The sequence below is a fragment of the Falsirhodobacter halotolerans genome (assembly GCF_022899245.1).
GTDB lineage: Bacteria > Pseudomonadota > Alphaproteobacteria > Rhodobacterales > Rhodobacteraceae > Falsirhodobacter > Falsirhodobacter halotolerans.
Map to the genome: position 1 here is coordinate 1,190,528 of NZ_JALJAZ010000001.1, position 20,689 is coordinate 1,211,216.

General features: G+C 63.1%; 20 protein-coding genes and 1 tRNA gene. 15 read left to right on the forward strand and 6 right to left on the reverse strand.

All coding sequences use genetic code 11. The features are described from left to right. Window positions 1–16 precede the first annotated feature (16 nt). Window positions 17–2,005: a hybrid sensor histidine kinase/response regulator gene (locus MU449_RS06305; protein WP_425310095.1), complete on the forward strand. Its 1,989-nt coding sequence runs from the start codon at window positions 17–19 to the stop codon at window positions 2,003–2,005. Here MU449_RS06305 and MU449_RS06310 read toward each other — a convergent pair. Then, window positions 1,965–2,585, reverse strand: coding sequence for a hypothetical protein (locus MU449_RS06310; protein WP_244737149.1), 621 nt, complete (start codon window positions 2,583–2,585; stop codon window positions 1,965–1,967). The genes MU449_RS06305 and MU449_RS06310 overlap by 41 nt on opposite strands. A 196-nt stretch (window positions 2,586–2,781) precedes the next feature. On the opposite strand from MU449_RS06310, the gene recA reads away from it, so the two are divergent. The 3 genes from recA to MU449_RS06325 all read left to right on the forward strand — a co-directional run bounded on the left by recA (window position 2,782) and on the right by MU449_RS06325 (window position 6,861). Further along, window positions 2,782–3,864 carry a recombinase RecA gene (gene recA / locus MU449_RS06315; RefSeq protein ID WP_244737150.1) on the forward strand — a complete coding sequence of 361 codons (1,083 nt, stop codon included), beginning with the start codon at window positions 2,782–2,784 and terminating at the stop codon, window positions 3,862–3,864. A gap of 61 nt (window positions 3,865–3,925) precedes the next feature. Next, complete coding sequence (alaS, locus tag MU449_RS06320; protein WP_244737151.1) at window positions 3,926–6,577, forward strand: alanine--tRNA ligase; 2,652 nt, start codon at window positions 3,926–3,928, stop codon at window positions 6,575–6,577. Beyond that, window positions 6,574–6,861: a DUF1330 domain-containing protein gene (locus tag MU449_RS06325; protein ID WP_244737152.1), complete on the forward strand. Its 288-nt coding sequence runs from the start codon at window positions 6,574–6,576 to the stop codon at window positions 6,859–6,861. Before alaS ends, MU449_RS06325 begins: the two co-directional genes overlap by 4 nt. Window positions 6,862–6,891: 30 nt before the next feature. Here MU449_RS06325 and typA read toward each other — a convergent pair whose 3' ends face one another. The 5 genes from typA to MU449_RS06350 form a co-directional block, all read right to left on the reverse strand. Further along, window positions 6,892–8,712, reverse strand: a complete 1,821-nt coding sequence (gene typA, locus MU449_RS06330) for a translational GTPase TypA (RefSeq protein ID WP_244737153.1) — start codon at window positions 8,710–8,712, stop codon at window positions 6,892–6,894. 273 nt (window positions 8,713–8,985) lie between these two features. Further along, window positions 8,986–9,516 carry a putative glycolipid-binding domain-containing protein gene (locus tag MU449_RS06335; protein WP_244737155.1) on the reverse strand — a complete coding sequence of 177 codons (531 nt, stop codon included), beginning with the start codon at window positions 9,514–9,516 and terminating at the stop codon, window positions 8,986–8,988. Between the two features lie 86 nt (window positions 9,517–9,602). Then, complete coding sequence (locus MU449_RS06340) at window positions 9,603–10,814, reverse strand: NADP-dependent isocitrate dehydrogenase (protein WP_244737156.1); 1,212 nt, start codon at window positions 10,812–10,814, stop codon at window positions 9,603–9,605. Between the two features lie 83 nt (window positions 10,815–10,897). Continuing rightward, complete coding sequence (locus MU449_RS06345) at window positions 10,898–11,485, reverse strand: HD domain-containing protein (protein ID WP_244737158.1); 588 nt, start codon at window positions 11,483–11,485, stop codon at window positions 10,898–10,900. Further along, on the reverse strand, window positions 11,485–12,144 hold the full coding sequence (locus tag MU449_RS06350; RefSeq protein WP_244737159.1) for an alpha/beta hydrolase: 660 nt from the start codon (window positions 12,142–12,144) through the stop codon (window positions 11,485–11,487). Before MU449_RS06350 ends, MU449_RS06345 begins: the two co-directional genes overlap by 1 nt. Before the next feature lie 163 nt (window positions 12,145–12,307). Here MU449_RS06350 and iscR point away from each other — a divergent pair, with 163 nt between their 5' ends. The 11 genes from iscR to MU449_RS06405 all read left to right on the forward strand — a co-directional run bounded on the left by iscR (window position 12,308) and on the right by MU449_RS06405 (window position 20,610). Further along, window positions 12,308–12,769: a Fe-S cluster assembly transcriptional regulator IscR gene (iscR, locus tag MU449_RS06355; RefSeq protein WP_244737160.1), complete on the forward strand. Its 462-nt coding sequence runs from the start codon at window positions 12,308–12,310 to the stop codon at window positions 12,767–12,769. Beyond that, window positions 12,766–13,812: a cysteine desulfurase family protein gene (locus tag MU449_RS06360; protein ID WP_244737162.1), complete on the forward strand. Its 1,047-nt coding sequence runs from the start codon at window positions 12,766–12,768 to the stop codon at window positions 13,810–13,812. The genes iscR and MU449_RS06360 overlap by 4 nt, the downstream gene beginning before the upstream one ends. Window positions 13,813–13,820: 8 nt before the next feature. Continuing rightward, window positions 13,821–15,344 carry a Fe-S cluster assembly protein SufB gene (sufB, locus tag MU449_RS06365; protein ID WP_244737163.1) on the forward strand — a complete coding sequence of 508 codons (1,524 nt, stop codon included), beginning with the start codon at window positions 13,821–13,823 and terminating at the stop codon, window positions 15,342–15,344. Between the two features lie 74 nt (window positions 15,345–15,418). Next, window positions 15,419–16,090, forward strand: a complete 672-nt coding sequence (locus MU449_RS06370) for an FkbM family methyltransferase (RefSeq protein ID WP_244737164.1) — start codon at window positions 15,419–15,421, stop codon at window positions 16,088–16,090. Between the two features lie 12 nt (window positions 16,091–16,102). Continuing rightward, on the forward strand, window positions 16,103–16,861 hold the full coding sequence (gene sufC / locus MU449_RS06375; protein WP_244737166.1) for a Fe-S cluster assembly ATPase SufC: 759 nt from the start codon (window positions 16,103–16,105) through the stop codon (window positions 16,859–16,861). Beyond that, on the forward strand, window positions 16,858–18,132 hold the full coding sequence (locus tag MU449_RS06380) for a SufB/SufD family protein (protein ID WP_244737167.1): 1,275 nt from the start codon (window positions 16,858–16,860) through the stop codon (window positions 18,130–18,132). The genes sufC and MU449_RS06380 overlap by 4 nt, the downstream gene beginning before the upstream one ends. A 3-nt stretch (window positions 18,133–18,135) precedes the next feature. Then, window positions 18,136–18,711, forward strand: coding sequence for a YIP1 family protein (locus tag MU449_RS06385; protein ID WP_244737169.1), 576 nt, complete (start codon window positions 18,136–18,138; stop codon window positions 18,709–18,711). After that, window positions 18,704–19,924, forward strand: coding sequence for a cysteine desulfurase (locus MU449_RS06390; RefSeq protein ID WP_244737170.1), 1,221 nt, complete (start codon window positions 18,704–18,706; stop codon window positions 19,922–19,924). The genes MU449_RS06385 and MU449_RS06390 overlap by 8 nt, the downstream gene beginning before the upstream one ends. Window positions 19,925–19,970: 46 nt before the next feature. Beyond that, window positions 19,971–20,047: transfer RNA gene (locus tag MU449_RS06395), tRNA-Arg, on the forward strand. Window positions 20,048–20,209: 162 nt separating this feature from the next. Further along, on the forward strand, window positions 20,210–20,377 hold the full coding sequence (locus tag MU449_RS06400) for a hypothetical protein (RefSeq protein WP_244737171.1): 168 nt from the start codon (window positions 20,210–20,212) through the stop codon (window positions 20,375–20,377). Next, window positions 20,377–20,610 carry a hypothetical protein gene (locus MU449_RS06405; protein ID WP_244737172.1) on the forward strand — a complete coding sequence of 78 codons (234 nt, stop codon included), beginning with the start codon at window positions 20,377–20,379 and terminating at the stop codon, window positions 20,608–20,610. The genes MU449_RS06400 and MU449_RS06405 overlap by 1 nt, the downstream gene beginning before the upstream one ends. Window positions 20,611–20,689 lie beyond the last annotated feature (79 nt).

The following is a 20,689-nucleotide window of genomic DNA, read 5'->3' on the forward strand; positions in this document are numbered from 1 at the left end:
CTGGCACAGCGGCAGGATGACACGCTTTTTCGTTCCCCTCCGCTGGATTGCCGTCTTGCTGGGTCTTGGCGCCCTGATGTTGCCCCTTGTCCTTCTGGTGCAGGAGGTGCGGATGGCCGAGGTGGTTCTGGCGATCACCTTTACCTTCTGGACCATGGCCGCAATCGGGGCGGTGGCGGTGGGGGTGCGGATCCTGCGCGAACGGGCGCTGATTGCCGCGCTGGCCGCCTTGGCCGAGGATGATCCGGTTCCCAGCTTTGCCACGCGGGGGTGCGGGGCACGGCTTTGGGCCAACCGCGTCGCGCGGACCGCGCCCGTGGACGACGATCTCATGTCCCTGATCGCCGAACCCGATCTTGCGCTGTTCCGTTTGCGAAAACGGGCGGCGGTGAACGGATGGGCCTCGGACGACATCGCCACGACGGCGGCCGTGGTGCGCCTGTCGGTGCACCGGGCGGGGCCGGATTGTTTCGTCTGGCGGCTGGAGCGTCGCAGCCCGCCGGCGCTGCCGGACAACCCTGCGCCATCTGCCCCTGATCCGTTCTTCGATCAGGTGCCGCTGGCCCTGCTGCTTCTGGCATCCGACGGCACGGTGCGGCGCGCCAACGCCACCGCGCGCGAACAGCTTCATCTGACGGACATGCGGGCCGGGGTCGGTGATCTGTTCGAGGGGCTGGGGCGATCTGTCGTGAATTGGGTGCACGACGTGGCCGAAGGCCGGGTGCCCCCGGCCGCCGAAGTGCTGAAGCTGAAACGCGGCACGGGCGAGCGGTATGTCCAGATCGCGGTCCGCCCGATGCCGGTGGACGGCAAGGCCGGGGTCCTTGCGGTCCTGATCGACGCGACGGCCCTGAAGGTGCTTGAGGCGCAATTCAACCAAAGCCAGAAGATGCAGGCCATCGGTCAGTTGGCGGGCGGTGTAGCGCATGATTTCAACAACCTTCTGACCGCCATTTCGGGCCATTGCGACCTGCTGCTGCTGCGTCACGATCCCGGCGATCCGGAATATTCGGATCTGGTGCAGATCCACCAGAACGCCAATCGCGCCGCAAGTTTGGTCGGCCAACTTCTGGCATTCTCGCGCAAGCAGACGCAGAAGCTGGAACCGCTTGATCTGCCCGAGGTGCTGTCGGATCTGACGCATCTTTTGAACCGGCTGGTGGGGGAACGGGTGCGCCTGCGCCTGTCCCATGCGGCGGGCCTTGGCCGCGTGCAGGCCGACCGGCGTCAGTTGGAGCAGGTGATCATGAATCTGGTGGTCAACGCGCGCGACGCGATGCCCCAGGGGGGCGAGATTCGGATTGAGACCGCCAGCATCACGCTGAAGACCGAGATGCGCCGCAATCAGGCCGTTCTTCCGGCGGGCGACTATTCCGTGATCTGCGTGGGCGACTCGGGCGTGGGCATTCCGGCCGAGAATCTCGACAAGATTTTCGAGCCGTTCTTCACGACCAAGCGCGTGGGCGAGGGGACGGGGCTTGGCCTCTCCACCGTCTATGGGATCGTCAAGCAGACCGGGGGCTATATCTTCGTGGACAGCGCGCCGGGGCAGGGCAGCACCTTCCACATCTATCTTCCGCGCAGCGTCGATATGGTGGAGGCGGCACCCGCGCCCGCGCCCCTTCTTACCCATCGTCAGGGGGAGGGCGTGGTTCTGCTGGTGGAGGATGAGGCCCCGGTCCGCGCCTTCGCGTCGCGCGCGTTGCGCCTGCGGGGATACACCGTGGTGGAGGCCGCGAGCGGCGAGGACGCGCTGACCATTCTTGAGGATGCGACCCTGCGTGTGGATCTGTTCGTGACGGATGTGGTGATGCCGGGCCTTGACGGGCCGGCTTGGGTGCGGATCGCACAAGGCGACCGTCCCGATGCCCGGGTGATCTTCGTCTCCGGTTATGCCGAGGAGACGTTCTCGGACGAGCAGGCGCACATTCCGAACTCCGTGTTCCTGCCCAAGCCGTTTTCGCTTACGGAGCTGACCATGACGGTGCAACGCCTTCTGGGCTGAGACGGTCGTAAAGATCGAAATCCCGCGCGCAGGCCTTGTGCAGCAGGGCCTCCGCCTGATCCGACAGGTCGAGGGCGCCGGGAGGGGAGACGTTCAGGCGCGGCAGGGTGATCGCGCAATCCAGACGATCCTCAAGGAACATGACGAAGGCGTCGATATCCTCATAGCGGAACAGGTGGTCCACACCTTCGCCGTTCCGGGGGCGCAGAAACCGTTCCTGCGATCCGACATCGGCAAAGGCCGGTTGCGGATCGGCGGCATAGGCGGTGACGAAATCGTCGAAGGTCATGCCGCGGGTGGCCTTGCCGGCCTCCACCGCCTCGCGCGTGCGATAGCGGAACCAGCTTCCCAGCCAGTCACGCGGTTCGCGCATCAGGGCCACCGTTTCGAAATCGTGCCCCGAGGCCATTTTCAGATAGGGGCCGATGAACCGGCGATAGCGTTGAACGGGCGTGTGCTTCAACACCGGGGGGCGCATCACTGGCATGGCCGACAGCGATTCGAGCGCGGTCTCGATCGCGGTCGATCCCGTCTTGGGCGTGGCGAGAAAGACGAGGCGACGTTCCCAGAAAACCAACATACTATGGCCCTTTTGCGATGGTGCGGCATGTTTTCGTCAGATTGCGTAAACGATTGGTTAAGCAATTTCCGATGTAGATCAATTTGATGAAAATGCTTGATATCTCATAAGGCAGCGCGCATATAGGCGTGAACAAAAAGGGAATTCATGGGCGATTGCCCCGTGGCCCCCTGCTGTGCGAGAAGGGATGACACGAATGACGACGGGGAGCCTGTTTGAAGTGAACGGAAAGCGTGACATGGACAAGGCCAGCATGGACAAGGCCAAGGCACTGGAAAGCGCCCTGGCGCAGATCGAACGCCAGTTCGGCAAGGGTTCGATCATGAAGCTGGGGCAGGACAACGCCGTTCTGGATGTGGAGGCGACCTCCACCGGCTCGCTTGGTCTGGACATCGCGCTTGGCATCGGCGGCTTGCCGAAGGGGCGGATCATCGAGATTTATGGCCCCGAAAGCTCGGGCAAGACCACGTTGACGCTCCATGCGGTGGCGGAAGAGCAGAAGAAGGGCGGCATCTGCGCCTTCGTCGATGCGGAACACGCGCTCGATCCCGCCTATGCCAAGAAGCTTGGCGTCAATCTGGACGATCTTCTGATCTCGCAGCCCGACACGGGCGAACAGGCGCTGGAGATCGTGGAGACCCTGGTCCGCTCCGGGGCGGTCAGCATGATCGTCGTCGATTCGGTGGCCGCCTTGACGCCCAAGTCCGAGATCGAGGGCGATATGGGCGACATGCAGATGGGCTCGCAGGCCCGTCTCATGAGCCAGGCGATGCGCAAGCTGACCTCTTCCATCGGTCGGTCGAACTGCATGGTCATCTTCATCAACCAGATCCGCATGAAGATCGGCGTGATGTTCGGCTCGCCCGAAACGACCACGGGGGGCAATGCGTTGAAGTTCTATGCGTCGGTCCGTCTGGATATCCGCCGCACAGGTGCGATCAAGGATCGGGATGAGGTCGTCGGCAACTCGACCCGCGTGAAGGTCGTCAAGAACAAGGTGGCGCCGCCCTTCAAGGAGGTGGAATTCGACATCATGTATGGCGAGGGCATCTCCAAACTGGGCGAACTGGTCGATCTGGGCGTGAAGGCCGGCGTGGTGGAGAAATCCGGCTCCTGGTATTCCTTCGGGGACGAGCGCATTGGTCAGGGGCGCGAGAACGCCAAGCAGTTTCTCAAGGCCAATCCGCAGATCGCGAATTCGATCGAAGGCAAGGTCCGGGCCACGCACGGGCTTGATTTCAGCTTCAAACCGGGTGCGGACGACCTCGTCGAGGAGTGAGGGCCTTGTTGCGCGGGGCATAGGGGGGTAAACGGATCGGGACAGAATGACAGGGGCCGCTATGCCTTCGCTGAATGATATCCGATCCACCTTCCTCGATTTTTATGCGCGCAACGGCCACACGGTCGTGCCCTCCAGCCCGCTGGTGCCGCGCAATGACCCGACGCTGATGTTCACCAATTCCGGTATGGTGCAGTTCAAGAACTGCTTCACCGGAGAGGAGCAGCGCGACTATGTCCGCGCGACCAGTTCGCAGAAATGCGTGCGCGCGGGCGGCAAGCACAACGACCTCGACAATGTCGGCTATACCGCCCGCCACCATACGTTCTTTGAAATGCTGGGCAATTTCAGCTTTGGCGATTATTTCAAGGAACAGGCGATCCCCTTCGCGTGGGAATTGCTGACCAAGGATTTCGACATTCCGAAGGATCGCCTGCTGGTCACCGTCTATCACACCGATGACGAGGCGGCGAACATCTGGAAAAAGGTCGCGGGGCTGTCCGACGACCGGATTATCCGCATTCCGACCAATGACAATTTCTGGATGATGGGCCCGACCGGCCCGTGCGGCCCCTGCACCGAGATTTTCTTCGATCACGGTGACAAGATCTGGGGCGGCCCCCCCGGTTCGGCGGACGAGGATGGCGATCGGTTCATCGAGATCTGGAACCTCGTCTTCATGCAGAACGAGATGTTCGAGGACGGATCCATGCGTGCGTTGGACATGCAGTCCATCGACACCGGCATGGGGCTGGAACGGATCGGCGCGCTGTTGCAGGGCAAGCACGACAACTACGATACCGATCTGATGCGCAGCCTGATCGAGGCAAGCGCCAATGCCACCTCCACCGATCCCGATGGGCCGGGCAAGACGCACCACCGTGTCATCGCCGACCATTTGCGGTCCACGTCGTTTCTGATCGCGGATGGGGTGATGCCGTCGAATGACGGGCGCGGATATGTGCTGCGGCGCATCATGCGGCGGGCGATGCGCCACGCGCACCAATTGGGCGCGCAGGACCCGCTGATGTATCGGCTGGTTCCGGCGCTTGTGCGGCAGATGGGGGCGGCGTATCCCGAACTCGGCGCGGCGAAGGCACTGATCGAAGATACCCTGCTGCAGGAGGAAACGCGCTTCCGTCAGACGCTTGATCGTGGCTTGCGCCTTCTGGACGATGAGTTGGGCGGCCTGCCCGACGGGGCGGCCCTGCCGGGGGCGGCGGCGTTCAAGCTCTATGACACCTACGGCTTTCCGCTGGATCTGACGCAGGATGCCCTGCGCGAAAAGGGGCGGACGGTCGACGTGGCGGGGTTCGATACCGCGATGGCCGAACAGAAGGCCAAGGCGCGCGCGTCCTGGACCGGTTCGGGTGAGACGAAGGACGCGGCGATCTGGTTCGATCTGGCCGACCGCGTGGGCTCCAGCGAATTTCTGGGCTACGACACCCTGACCGCCGAGGGGCAGGTTCAGGCGCTTGTGCGCGAGGGGGCCGAGGTGCCGCAGGCGACGGTTGGCCAGAAGGTTCAGATCGTTCTGAACCAGACACCTTTCTATGCCGAAAGCGGCGGGCAAGTCGGCGACACGGGCGAGATTGCCACCGACACCGGCCGCGCGCGGATCACGGACACCCGCAGGGCGCAGGGCCTGTCGGTCCATTCGGCCGAGGTGGTCGAGGGCGAGATCCGGTCCGGGCAGGGTGCGGAATTGCGTGTTGACGGGGCGCGTCGGGGCGCTGTTCAGGCGAACCATTCCGCCACGCATCTGCTGAATGAGGCGCTGCGGCGCACCTTGGGCGATCATGTCGCGCAGCGGGGCAGCCTGAACGGGCCCGACCGTCTGCGGTTCGACTTCAGCCATTCCAAGGCCCTGACGGCCGATGAGATTGCCGCCGTGGAAGGCGAGATCAACGCGATGATCCGCCAGAACGACCGGGTGGTGACGCGTGTCATGACGCCGGACGACGCACGGGCCCTTGGCGCGCAAGCGCTGTTCGGCGAGAAATACGGCGACGAGGTGCGCGTGGTATCCATGGGCCGCCGTGACGGGTCCGGGAAAGGCAGCGACGGCGCGACCTACAGTCTGGAGCTGTGCGGCGGCACCCATGTCGGCCAATTGGGCGAGGTGGGACTGTTTGTCCTTCTGGGCGATTCGGCGTCGTCGTCGGGTGTGCGGCGGATCGAGGCACTGACCGGTGAGGGGGCTTTGGCGCACTTGAACGCGCAGGCACGTCAGTTGGCCGATGTGGCGTCCCTTCTGAAGGCCGCCCCGGCCGAGGTGGTGGATCGCACCCGCGCCTTGGTCGAAGAACGCCGCGCCCTTGCCAACGAGGTGGCGCAGCTTCGCCGTGAGGCGGCGATGGGCGATGCGTCCGAGGATGAGCGCGAAATCTCGGGCATCCGGTTCACCGCGCGCAAGGTCAGCAACGTGGCCGGCAAGGATCTGCCCGGCATGATGGACGAGATGAAGACCAAGCTGGGATCGGGTGTGGCGCTGATCATTTCCGACAATGACGGCAAGGCGGCCGTTGCGGCGGGGGTTACGGCGGATCTGACGGCACGCGTCTCGGCGGTCGATGTCGTGAAGGCGGCGGCGGGTGCGTTGGGCGGCAAGGGCGGCGGTGGCCGTCCCGATATGGCGCAGGCCGGTGCGGCCAGTGCGGAGCAGGCCCCGGCCGCGATCGACGCGGCGGCGGCGGTATTGGAGGGGAAATGACAGCACTCTGGATCACGCATGTCGAGGTGACGGACGCGGAAAGCTATGCCCGCTATGCGGCCGGGGCCGGCCCGGCGATCGCGGCGCATGGCGGTGTGTTCCTGCACCGCAACGGTCCCTATACGCAGCTTGAAGGTCGGGAGAGGAAACGCAACGTCGTGGTCCGTTTCCCTTCGATGGACGCGGCGGTCGCCTGTTACAACTCGAGCGAGTATCAGGCCGCCCTTGAACATGCCCGAAACGCGTCGGATCGCGATCTGGTCATTGTCGAAGAGCTTGAATAAGAAAAGCCGCCCCGAAGGGCGGCTTTTTTATCAACCGGCGGCGCGCGACTGACGCTTGCGCTCATGCGGATCGAGATACCGTTTGCGCAGGCGCACGACTTTCGGTGTCACTTCCACCAGTTCATCATCGTCGATATAGGCGATTGCCTGTTCCAGCGACATCTTGACGGGCGGCGTCAGGCGAACCGCCTCATCCGTGCCGGACGCGCGGACGTTGGTCAGCTTCTTGCCCTTCAGGGGGTTCACTTCCAAGTCGTTCTCGCGCGAATGCTCGCCGATGATCATACCTTCATAGACGGCTTCCTGACCGCCGATGAACAGCTTGCCACGCTCCTCAAGGTTCCACAGCGCATAGGGGACGGCAGTGCCGTTCTCCATGGAGATCAGAACCCCCTCGCGACGGCCTTCGATCGGACCCTTGTGCGGTGCCCAGTCGTGAAACACGCGGTTCAGAACGCCGGTGCCGCGCGTGTCGGTGAGGAACTGCCCCTGATAGCCGATCAGGCCGCGCGACGGGACGTGCGCGATGATGCGGGTCTTGCCGGCGCCCGCGGGCTTCATCTCGGCCAGGTCGCCCTTGCGGGGGCCGGTCAGCTTTTCGATCACCGCGCCGGTGAATTCGTCATCCACGTCGATGGTGACTTCCTCGATCGGCTCCATCCGCTGACCGTCTTCGTCGCGGAACAGAACGCGGGGGCGGGAGATCGACAGCTCGAACCCTTCGCGGCGCATGTTTTCGATCAGGACGCCCATCTGGAGTTCGCCACGACCCGCGACCTCGAACGCCTCGCCACCGGGGGTGTCGGTGATCTTGATCGCGACGTTGACTTCCGCCTCTTTCATCAGGCGGTCGCGGATGACACGGGACTGGACCTTGTTGCCGTCCTTGCCCGCCAGCGGCGAATCGTTGATGCCGAACGTGACCGAGATGGTGGGCGGGTCGATCGGCTGGGCGGGAATGGGGGCCTCCACTTCCGGGGCGCACAGCGTGTCGGCCACGGTCGCCTTGGTCATGCCGGCCAGCGTGATGATGTCGCCGGCCTCACCCACGTCGATCGGGTTCTGCGACAGGCCGCGGAAGGCCAGAACCTTGGAGACGCGGAACTGTTCGATCCGGTCGCCCTCGCGCGACAGCGCCTTCAGCGTATCGCCAGCCTTGACCGTACCCGCCTCGACCCGACCGGTCAGGATGCGCCCGATGAACGGGTCGGCCGAAAGCGTCGTCGCCAGCATCTGGAACGGCTCGTCACGCTTGGCGATCTGCTTTGGTGCGGGGACGTGCTTCAGAACCAGATCGAACAGCGCGGACAGATCCTTGCGCGGGCCGTCCAGCTCCATATCCGCCCAGCCGGACCTGCCGGAGGCATACATCGCCGGGAAGTCCAACTGCGCGTCGTCGGCGCCCAGGTTGGCGAACAGGTCGAACACCTCGTCCAGCGCGCGATCGGGTTCGGCGTCGGGCTTGTCGACCTTGTTCAGCACCACGATCGGGCGCAGGCCCAAAGCCAGCGCCTTGGAGGTCACGAACTTCGTCTGCGGCATCGGGCCTTCGGCCGCGTCCACCAGCAGAACCACGCCGTCGACCATGCTGAGGATACGCTCCACCTCGCCGCCGAAATCGGCGTGTCCGGGGGTGTCGACGATGTTGATGCGGCTGCCGTTCCATTCGAGCGAGGTGCATTTGGCAAGGATGGTGATCCCGCGCTCACGTTCGATGTCGTTCGAATCCATGGCCCGTTCGGCCACGGCCTGGTTGTCGCGGAACGCGCCCGACTGTTTCAGAAGCTCGTCCACCAGCGTGGTTTTGCCATGGTCAACGTGCGCGATGATCGCGATATTGCGGAGTTCCATCCGGTGCCCTTTGAATGCTGTGGCGCCGCCATACACAAGGGTGGGGCAAAAGACCAGACCCAGTTGCGCAACGCATGAAAAAGGGGGCCGTTTCCGACCCCCTGTCACTCGTAAAACAGTCGTTTTGGTTTGTCGTGCAGATCAGCCGATGCCGATGAACGACAGGATTGCGACCACGATCACGACCAGACCGACGATATAGATGATGCTGTTCACAATACTCTCCTTGCAAGAACTCAATCCTGTAACGTTGTCGCGATCGGCTTGGTTCCCTCATCCTTCACGTTTCCAGAAACCGGGTTGATCGGACAGGAATCCATCGCCGTCAAAGCGCAGGGGGCCCGACCAATCCGGCGCCTCGTAGTCGTAATTCAGATCGTCCTTGCGGCGGTAGTGCTGCGGCCATTCGGCCAGACGCGGTTGCCCCAGATCGAATTGCGCGGCGGGAATCCCGACCGAATGGCGGATTTGCGGACCGGCCCTGTGCAAATCCAGCGCGTGGGTGGCCGGGGTGAACGTGAAGTGGAGATGCCGCAGGTGCCCAAGGCCCATCGGCCTGCCGTTCAACGACCATCCGCGCGCATCGCGGCGAATGCGGTGCACATGGCGCTGGCCCGCCATCTCGGCCTCCACCCGGGCGAAGACCCTCTCATCCAGAACGCTGACCTGATAGCTGACCCAGGCGCGGCCTGCGGGCAGGCCGATGACCGCCATTCCTTCAAGGCGCAATTCGTCGCCGTCATGGCTGATCAAGGCGGCGTCATGCCCCTCGCGGTCGATACGTTTCCAAAGTGCCGTCGCCATGATGTGCCCCCTCTGACGGCAGCATGGCGCAAAAGCGTATCGTTTCCGTGACGAACAAGGCCCGGAGTTTCCTCCGGGCCTCAAGATCAGTTCAGGGCCTTGTTCAGATATTCGTCGACCTTTTCAAGATAACCCATCGTGGTGAGCCATTTCTGATCCGGCCCGACCAGCAGCGCGAGGTCCTTGGTCATGAACCCGTCCTCGACCGCTTGAACGGTCACTTTCTCCAACGTGTTGGCGAAGTTCGCCAGGGCGGCGTTGTCGTCCAGTTTCGCGCGGTGCTTCAGGCCACCGGACCAAGCATAGATCGACGCGATGGAGTTCGTCGACGTTTCCTTGCCCTTCTGGTGCTGGCGGTAGTGGCGGGTGACGGTGCCGTGCGCGGCCTCGGCCTCCACCGTCTTGCCATCCGGCGTCATCAGGACCGAGGTCATCAGCCCAAGCGAGCCGAAGCCCTGCGCCACGGTGTCCGACTGCACGTCGCCATCGTAGTTTTTGCAGGCCCAGACGTAACCGCCCGACCATTTCATCGCCGAGGCGACCATGTCGTCGATCAGGCGGTGTTCGTAATGGATGCCGGCCTTCTTGAACTTCTCCTCGAACTCTTCCTCATAGACCTTCTGGAACAGGTCCTTGAAGCGCCCGTCGTAGGCTTTCAGGATGGTGTTCTTGGTCGAAAGATAGACCGGCCAGCCCTTGACCAGGCCGTAGTTCATCGAGGCGCGGGCAAAGTCGATGATCGACTCGTCCAGGTTGTACATCGCCATCGTCACGCCGGAACCGGGGGCCTGGAAGACCTCACGCTCGATCGTTTCGCCGTCTTCGCCGACGAACTTGATCGACAGCTTGCCCTTGCCGGGGAAGCGGAAGTCGGTGGCGCGATATTGGTCGCCAAAGGCGTGACGGCCCACGACGATCGGCTGGGTCCAGCCCGGCACCAGACGCGGCACGTTCTGGCAGATGATCGGCTCGCGGAAGATCACACCGCCAAGGATGTTGCGGATCGTGCCGTTGGGCGAACGCCACATCTGCTTCAGGCCGAATTCCTCGACCCGCGCCTCGTCCGGGGTGATGGTCGCGCATTTGACGCCCACGCCGTATTGCTTGATCGCGTGCGCCGCGTCGACGGTGATCTGGTCGTCGGTGCGGTCACGCTCTTCGATGCCCAGATCGTAGTATTTTAGATCGACGTCGAGATAGGGGAGGATCAGCTTTTGCTTGATGAAGTCCCAGATGATCCGGGTCATCTCGTCGCCGTCGAGCTCGACGACGGGGTTGGCTACCTTGATCTTCGACATATTCGGTCCTCGGGTCATGAACGGATTCGGGGGAAGGTGTAGCGCGGGGCGCGGCGAAAGGAAAGTATGCAGATGTATACGGTTTAGGCGCGTCCGGCGAAAAACGGCAAGGCCCGGGCGCGCAGCCACGTCCATAGGGCGGGCAGGGTGCGGGATACCTTTGTCCCGACGCGGGCGTCGAACTGGGCCAGGGTGACGTCATATTCCGTCCATGATCCCCCGCCGTTTGCCATGTTCAGCAGGACCGGGGGAAGGCGGTCCAGCGATTTGGCGAACATCGCATCGGCGGTCGTGCTCGCTTCAAATTCCAGCCACAGATCAAGGAAGGCATCGCGCTGATCGTCGGGCAACAGGCCGAACAGGCGCTCGGCGGCGCGGGTCTCCGCCTCGGTCTGCGCGTCATGGGCGGTTCCGTCGCCGAAATGGAGGGGAACGTCGCCCGTGTCGATCTCGACCAGATCGTGCAGGATCAGCATTCGCAGAACGCGGTTCAGATCGACACCGGCGGGGGCCTGATCGGCCAGCACCATGGCGAACAAGGTCACGTGCCAGCTGTGTTCGGCGGTATTCTCGTGCCGCGAGCCGTCGGCCAGACGGCTGGCCCGCAGCACGGTTTTCAGACGGTCCGCCTCTTGCAGGAATGCAAATTGCTGCGAAAGGCGGTCGGTCATCAGCGGTTGCTCTCGCCCAACCGCCGCTTGACGTATCCGCTGACCGTGTCGATCATCGGCTTCATATGCGCTTCGTCGTCCTTGAAGAAGTGGTCGGCCCCTTCGATGACATCGTGGGTGATGGTGATGCCCTTTTGCTCGTGCAGCTTGTTCACCAGGCTGACCGTATCGGCGGGCGGGGCCACGCGGTCGGCCGATCCGTTGATGATCAGACCGGAGGACGGGCAGGGGGCGAGGAACGAGAAATCGTACATGTTCGCGGGCGGGGCCACCGATACGAAGCCCGTGATCTCCGGTCGGCGCATCAGAAGCTGCATTCCGACCCACGCGCCGAAGGAAAAGCCCGCGACCCAGCAATGCTTGGCGTTCTGGTTCATCGCCTGAAGGTAGTCCAGCGCCGAGGCCGCGTCCGACAATTCGCCGATGCCCTGATCGTACTCCCCCTGGCTGCGCCCCACACCGCGGAAATTGAACCGCAGCACCGTGAAACCCAGATTATAGAAGGCATAGTGCAGGTTGTAGACGACGCGATTGTTCATCGACCCGCCAAACTGCGGGTGCGGATGCAGCACGATGGCGATCGGCGCGTCACGTTCCTTTTGCGGATGATAACGGCCTTCCAGGCGCCCTTCGGGACCGGCGAAAATGACTTCGGGCATGGATACGCCTTCTTGCTCGGCAGATGTTGACTCAAATGCTCGGTTAACTTAGAACCATTCCAGAAGGGATTGACATTTGCCGCCCCTCGGGTTGCAAAGCAAGTAAGGGGGAATGGCTTCCCCGTCAATCATTTGGCATCAAACTCTTGGGGCGCGGACCGCGATGAAACTTTCGACCAAAGGCCGGTATGCGATGGTCGCGCTGGCGGATCTGGCGCTGCAACGCGGGGACGCGCTGGTGTCGCTGGCCGAAATCTCGCGCCGTCAGGACATTTCGTTGCCCTATCTGGAGCAGCTGTTTGTCAAGTTGCGCCGCGCCGGACTTGTTGAGGCGGTGCGCGGACCGGGCGGCGGCTATCGTCTGGCGCGCAGCCCGGACGCCATCCGTGTGAGCGAGATCATGGAGGCGGTGGAGGAGCATGTGAATGCCATGCATACGGGTGCGGGCGCGTCGGGCGGCGTGTCGGGCAGCCGCGCGCAATCCATGACGAACCGCTTGTGGGAAGGGCTTTCGGCGCATGTCTATGTCTTCATGCACCAGACCCGCTTGTCGGACGTGGTGCGCAATGAGATGACGCCCTGTCCCGCCGTGCCCGCCCTGTTCCGCGTGGTGGACGAGGAATGAGCCCGCGCACCTACCTCGATTGGAATGCGACGGCCCCGCTGCGGGCCGAGGCGCGGGCCGCGATGGTGGGGGCGATGGACATCGTGGGCAATCCGTCTTCGGTCCATGCCGAGGGCCGGGCGGCAAAAGGGCTGTTGGAAAAGGCGCGGGGGCAGATCGCCTCCGCCCTTGGTGCGGATGGCGCGGATGTGGTGTTCGTGTCCGGCGCGACCGAAGCGGCGGCCTTGGCCTGCGCCGGGCGGGGATTGGTCTGCGCCGATGTGGAACATGAGGCGGTTTCAGCCTGGTGCGAGGCGGGTCTTGAGGTCGATGCCGCAGGCCAGATCCGGGTGACGGACCCAGGCCGCAGCGCGGTGCAATTGGCCAATTCCGAGACGGGCATCGTGCAGGATCTGCCGCAAGGGGTGGCCGTGGCCGACCTGACGCAGGCCTTTGGCAAGATGCCCGTGGCGTTCAACTGGTTGGGCTGCGACATGGCGCTGATCTCGGCGCACAAGCTGGGCGGTCCGAAAGGTGTCGGGGCGCTGGTGCTGCGGCGCGGGTTGGATGTCACGGCCACCCTGCGGGGCGGCGGGCAGGAGATGGGACGTCGTGCGGGGACCGAGAACCTGATCGGCATCGCGGGCTTTGGCGCGGCCGCGGAAGCCGCCGCGCGCGACATGGCCGACGGGGTGTGGGACAGGGTCGCGGAGGTTCGAAACTGCCTGGAAAACGCGTTGTCGGAAGGCGGAAATACCACTATCTCGGTCGGCAAGAAAGGGGCACGACTGCCCAATACGATCTGCCTGCTGACCCCCGGCTGGAAGGGGGAGACGCAGGTGATGCAGATGGATCTGGCGGGCTTTGCCGTTTCGGCGGGATCGGCCTGTTCCAGCGGCAAGATACGCGCCAGCCGGGTGCTGCGCGCGATGGGGTTCGACGAGGCGGCGGCGTCATCCGCGCTGCGCGTGTCGATCGGGCCGGATGTGACAGAAGATCAGGTGTTGCGCTTCGCTGACGCCTGGAACAAGGCGCGGGCACGACATATGGCGCGCGCCGCGTGAAGGAGAGAGTGATGGCTTTGGAAGACACCCTGCCGGACATCGAAGTGCGTGACGGTGTCGATCGCGAGACGATCGAGACGGTGCAGGCGATGGCCGGCAAATACAAATACGGTTGGGAAACCGAGATCGAGATGGAGTACGCTCCGAAAGGTCTGAACGAGGATATCGTTCGCCTGATCTCGGCCAAGAACGACGAACCGGAATGGATGACCGAATGGCGGCTTGAGGCCTATCGCCGGTGGGTCGGCATGACGGAGCCGACCTGGGCGATGATCGATTATCCGCAGATCGACTATCAGGATCTCTACTACTACGCCAAACCCAAGAGCATGGAGGTGAAGCCGAAATCCTTGGACGAGGTCGATCCGAAGCTGCTGGCCACGTATGAAAAGCTTGGTATTCCGTTGAAGGAACAGGCGCTTCTGGCGGGCGTCGAGGGGGCCGAGGCGCCGCAGCGTGTGGCGGTGGATGCCGTGTTCGACAGCGTTTCCGTGGGCACGACGTTCAAGGCGGAACTGGCCAAGGCCGGGGTGATCTTCTGTTCGATCTCCGAGGCGATCAAGGAGCATCCGGATCTGGTGAGGAAGTATCTGGGCTCGGTCGTGCCGCAGTCGGACAACTTCTTTGCCACGCTGAATTCGGCCGTCTTTTCCGATGGTTCGTTCGTGTATATCCCGCCGGGTGTGAAATGCCCGATGGAGCTGTCGACCTATTTCCGCATCAATGCCGAGAATACGGGGCAGTTCGAGCGGACGCTGATCATCTGCGACAAGGGCGCCTATGTCAGCTATCTTGAGGGTTGCACGGCACCCAAGCGCGATACGAACCAGCTGCACGCGGCGGTGGTGGAGATCGTTATCCTGGAAGACGCCGAGGTGAAGTATTCCACCGTCCAGAACTGGTTCCCCGGGGACGAGGACGGCAAGGGCGGCATCTATAACTTCGTCACCAAACGCGCGGATTGCCGTGGCGACCGGGCGAAGGTGATGTGGACGCAGGTGGAGACGGGATCGGCGATCACGTGGAAATATCCGTCCTGCATCCTGCGGGGCGAGGCAAGCCAGGGCGAGTTCTACTCCATCGCCATCGCCAACAACGCGCAGCAGGCCGATACCGGGACCAAGATGATCCATCTTGGCAAGAACACCCGGTCGCGCATTGTTTCCAAAGGGATTTCGGCAGGGCGCGCGCAGAACACCTATCGCGGGCAGGTGACGATGCATCCGCGCGCGCTGAACAGCCGCAACTATACTCAATGCGACAGTCTTCTGATCGGCGATCAATGCGGGGCCCACACGGTTCCCTATATCGAGGTGAAGAACAACTCCTCCCGGGTGGAGCACGAGGCCACGACGTCGAAGGTGGACGATGACCAGCTTTTCTATTGCCGTTCGCGTGGCATGGATGAGGAGGAGGCCGTCGCGCTGGTCGTGAACGGATTCTGCAAGGAGGTGCTTCAGGCCCTGCCGATGGAATTCGCCATGGAAGCGCAGGCGCTCGTCGCCATCAGTCTGGAAGGCTCGGTCGGCTGATGCCCATGCCGATGCAGGACCGGCTTCATGCCCATCGCAAGGGGGCGCCCATAGCCTTTTCGGCGATGGAATGTGTGCATGCCTGCATCGATGGCGTGGCGGTCACGTTCCATCTGAACATGGCGCGCGATCCGGTGCAGAACTTGCACCGGCGCGGGGCGTTCTATGAGGCGGAGGAACTTGGCGTCGTCCGTTCCTTGTTGCCCTCGGGGGCGGTCATTCTGGATGTCGGGGCGAATGTCGGGAACCATGCGATCTGGTTTGCCCAACATGGCGGCGCCGCGCGGGTGATCGTCGTGGAGCCCAATCCCTTGTCGCTGGAGCCGCTTGTGGCGAATGTGCTGGGGAACGGGTTGGGCGATGTCATCGACCTGACCTCGGTCGGCTTTGGATTGTCGGACGTGAATGCGGGCGGGTTCTTCATGAAGGCGCATGACCGCAATCTGGGGGCCACCAAGATGTTCGCCGATCGGGGTGGGGATCTGGATGTGCGGCGGGGCGACGATGCGTTTCCCGACCTGCGGCCCGACTTCGTCAAGATCGACGTCGAGGGGATGGAGATCAACGTGCTGCGCGGATTGGGCGAGATGATCGCCCGCGCCCGTCCTGTTCTGATGGTCGAGGTGGAGGAGGCGAATGTCGCGGCCTTCGCCGACTGGATCGAAACCAATTTTTACGAAGAGTATCGCGCTTTTGGCGTGGGTGAGAGGGTGGCCAACCACATTCTTGTCCCGCAGCGCGCGTGAACGAGGAATAAAATGCTCAAGATCAACAATTTGCATGTGAAACTTGAAGAGGAAGACAAGGTCATCCTCCGGGGTGTCGATCTGACGGTCGAGGCCGGAAAGGTCCACGCCATCATGGGGCCGAACGGCTCGGGCAAGTCCACCTTGTCCTATGTCCTGTCGGGGCGCGACGGCTATGAGGTGACCGAGGGGTCGGCCACGCTGGAAGGCGAAGAACTGCTGGAGATGGACCCGGAAGAGCGTGCGGCGGCCGGTCTGTTCCTTGCGTTCCAGTATCCCGTGGAAATCCCGGGTGTGGGCAACATGACCTTCCTGCGCACTGCGTTGAACGCGCAACGCAAGGCGCGTGGCGAGGACGAGATTTCGGCGGCCGATTTCCTGAAGATCGTGCGCGAAAAAGCGGCCTCGTTGAAAATCGATGCGGACATGATGAAGCGCCCGGTGAATGTCGGCTTCTCGGGCGGTGAGAAGAAGCGCAACGAAATCCTGCAGATGGCGCTTTTGGAACCGAAGATGTGCGTTCTGGACGAGACGGATTCAGGTCTGGACGTGGACGCGATGAAGCTGGTGGCCGATGGCGTGAACGCGCTGCGCAGCGAGGGGCGGGCGTTTCTGGTCATCACCCACTATCAGCGTTTGCTGGACCACATCAAACCGGATGTCGTGCATATCATGGCCAACGGGCGTATCGTCTTGACCGGCGGACCGGAGCTGGCGCTTGAGGTTGAGAAGAACGGCTATGCCGACATTCTGGCCGGGGTGGCGGAATGACTTTGCCGCAAGCGAAGCTGGACCAGTTGTCGGCCCGGATCGCCGGGCTTCACTTCCCCTCGACCGGGTGGCAGGGCAAGGCCCGCGCCGATGCGTTGCAGCGCCTGACGGCGATGGGTCTGCCAGGACCGCGTGACGAGTATTGGCGCTACACCGACCCCAAACGCCTGAATGCGGAAGGGGCGACGTCGCCCGTCGCGCAGGGTGAGGTGGCGTTCGACGGGATCGATGCCCTGACCCTCGTGTTCCGCGACGGTGTGTTCGATGCGGCGGCATCCTCCGATCTGGCGGGTGAGGGGCTTGAGATTTCGCGCCTGGCAGACAGCGTCACCGATCTGCATTGGGCGTCCGAAATCTACGGCAAGCTGGAGGAGCAGGGTCAGTCGCCGGTCGCGCGTCCCTTCGCCACGCTGTGCACGGCCTTTGCCACGGATGGAATCCTGATCCGCGCAACCGGTGCGGTGGCCCGTCCGGTTGCGATCAAGTACTTTGGTGAAACCGCAGGTTCCGATGTGATCCTGCACCACGTTGTCAAGGTTGAAGAGGGTGCGGAGGTCACGCTTCTGGAAAGCGGCGACGCCGCCTCGCGCCTCATAAGCGTGCTGGAGGTCGATATTGCGCCCACGGGTCGGTTCCACCATGTGCGTATGCAGGGCCGCAGCCATGATCGGCTTGTCAACACCCACATCTTCGCCCGCATCGCCAGCGAGGCCTTGTTCAAGTCGTTCACGGCGTCCTTGAACGGCACGTTGACGCGGAACGAGGCGGTGCTGGACATCGTCGGCGATGACGCGGTGGCGCATGTCGCCGGGGCTTGCGTGGGCGACGGCGATACGTTCCACAACGACGACACCGTCTTCATCACCCATGCGGCCGAGCGGTGCGAAAGCCGTCAGGTTTACAAGAAGGTGTTGAAGAACGGGGCGACTGGGGTGTTTCAGGGCAAGATCCTGGTGAAGCCCGGCGCGCAGAAGACGGACGGCTATCAGATCAGTCAAAGCCTTCTTCTGGATGGCGACAGCCAGTTCCTGGCCAAGCCGGAACTGGAGATCTATGCCGACGACGTGAAATGCTCGCACGGGTCCACTTCCGGGGCGATCGACGATACGGCGCTGTTCTACCTCCGGTCGCGCGGTGTACCGCGGCGTCGGGCGGAGACGCTTCTTGTCCTGTCGTTTCTGGCCGAAGCGTTGGCCGAGATCGAGAGCGAGAATCTGATCGCCGATCTGCAAGCACGTCTTGAAGACTGGCTCGACCGGCACGAGGGCTGAGCCATGCCATCCATGCTTCTTCCCCTCATGGTGCTTTCGCTGCGCGATCCGCGCGGCGGGATCAGGATCGTGTTGAACCTGCCATGGGGGGATCAGGCGCGGTGGGCTTTGTTCGGTCTGGCCACCATCTGCCCGGCTATCATCCTGGTCTTGAGCTTCGCGCTTGAACCGGAGATGGTTCAGATGGCCGGCGGTCAGATGCTGTCGCCCTTTGCGGTGTTCGGGGTGCAGGCGGCGGCGGTTCTGCTGTTCGTCTGGTTGACCCATGTCGCGGGGCGGTGGCGCGGCGGGCACGGCTCGTTTGCCGGGGCGTTGGTTACGCTGTCCTGGTTTCAGCTGTGTCTTGTGCCGGTGCAGGCCGCTCTCCTCCTTATTGGCACCGTATCGGTGGGGGTGGCGGATATTGCCGGCACTCTGTTCGTGTTGTGGGCGGTCTGGATGGTGACGAATTTCATCTGCGAGCTGCATGGTTTCAAATCGCTTGCGCTCGTGCTCTTGGGGATGTTCGGAACGATGGCGGTCCTCATCCTCGGGCTGTCTGTTCTGGCGGCTTTGGTGATTGGACCTCCGAATGTATGATATCGACGCCATACGCCGCGATTTCCCGATCCTGGCGCGGCAGGTGAATGGCAAGCCGCTGGTGTATCTGGACAATGGCGCCTCGGCGCAGAAGCCGCAGGTGGTCATCGACGCGGTCACTCAGGCCTATTCGTTGGAATATGCCAATGTGCACCGGGGACTGCACACCCTGTCCACCATCGCGACCGAGAAATACGAGGCGGTGCGGGGCACGGTCGCGCGGTTTCTGAATGCGTCCAACCCGAACAATGTCATCTTCACCTCTGGCACGACGGAGGCGATCAACCTTGTGTCCTATGCCTGGGCCGCACCGCGATTCGCGGCGGGGGACGAAATCGTCCTGACGGTGCTTGAGCATCACGCCAACATCGTCCCGTGGCATTTCCTGCGCGAACGGCAGGGGGTGGTTCTGAAATGGGTGGAGTGCGACGCCAACGGAGCTGTTGATCCGCAGGCGGTGATCGACGCGATCGGGCCGCGAACGCGTCTGGTGGCCGTGACGCAGATGTCGAACGTGACGGGGACGCGGGTGGATGTGGCGGCCATCTGCGCCGGTGCCCGCCAGAAGGGCGTGCCGGTGCTGGTGGACGGGTCGCAGGGGGCCGTGCACGGGCCGGTGGATGTTCAGGCCATCGGCTGCGATTTCTATGCCATTACGGGCCATAAACTCTACGGGCCATCGGGGTCGGGGGCGCTTTATGTTGCGCCGGAGCGGATGGGGGAGCTTCGTCCATTTCTGGGCGGCGGGGACATGATCGAAACGGTCACCCGCGATACGGTCACTTATGCCCGCCCGCCGCTGATGCTGGAGGCGGGAACGCCGTCCATCGTGTCGCAGACGGGTTTCGGGGCGGCGTTGACCTATCTCATGGGCGTGGGGATGCCCGCCATCGCCGAACATGAAGCGGCGTTGCGCGACTATGCCCGGCAGGAGTTTTCGAAACGGAATTGGGTGAAGGTTCAGGGCGACACGCCGGACAAGGGTGCGATATTTTCGTTCACGCTGGATGGGGCGGCCCATGCGCACGACATCTCCACCGTGCTGGACCAGCGCGGGATCGCCGTGCGGGCTGGAACCCATTGCGCCCTGCCGCTTTTGCAGCATCTTGGCGTGGGCGCGACCTGCCGCGCGAGCTTTGGAATGTATAATACCACGGACGATGTCGACGCGCTGATGTCGGGTCTGGATCTTTGTCGCGATCTCTTTGGTTGAAGGGCGCTTGCCACCGCCTTTCCGCCCTGCTAGAGACCACCGCAAGGCACCCATAGCTCAGCTGGATAGAGCGCTGCCCTCCGAAGGCAGAGGTCGCACGTTCGAATCGTGCTGGGTGCGCCATTTACCGTTCATAGCGTTTGTCGCGGCACATTCGGTGCTTGGCCTGTAGGGCATTGATCGCACTTGGATTCGCGTTGGTGTGGCTTCGGGCTTGCGTCCGTTTGGCCTGACGCGCGGAACATCGCACCTGTTCGGCCGTTTCCTCTGCAGGAGGACCCTGAAATGGCCAACAAACCCAAACCCGCACACGTGAAACGTGATGAGCCCAAGCGGCGCGAGAATGCTCAGGCGGAGGCAGAAGGTTCCGCGCATGATCCAAGCGAGTTCGACGCCATGAACCCCGCCAAGACGAAGGGCAAACCGAATTCGGATGTCACGGAGCAGAACTGATGACGAAGGAGATCGACCAGCGCGCCCAGCGTCATGATCCGGCGTCGGTCAGAACCGACTTTCCGGATCAGCGGTCTGCGGAAGAGAGCAAGCAACCCTCGGACCTGCCGACGGGAGAGACGGTCGCGACCTCGACGGATAAATACAATCAGCGTGATGACGGCCACAGCCGGGCCGTGGATGATACGCCGTTGCGGGACATAAAAGAGGGACGCGGCACCGATCGGGAGTGATGGTGGCTCGGCACGCTCCGGCCAACTCCGAGACCATCGCCATTGGCTGTCCTGTGACAAGCCGACATCTGGTTGATAA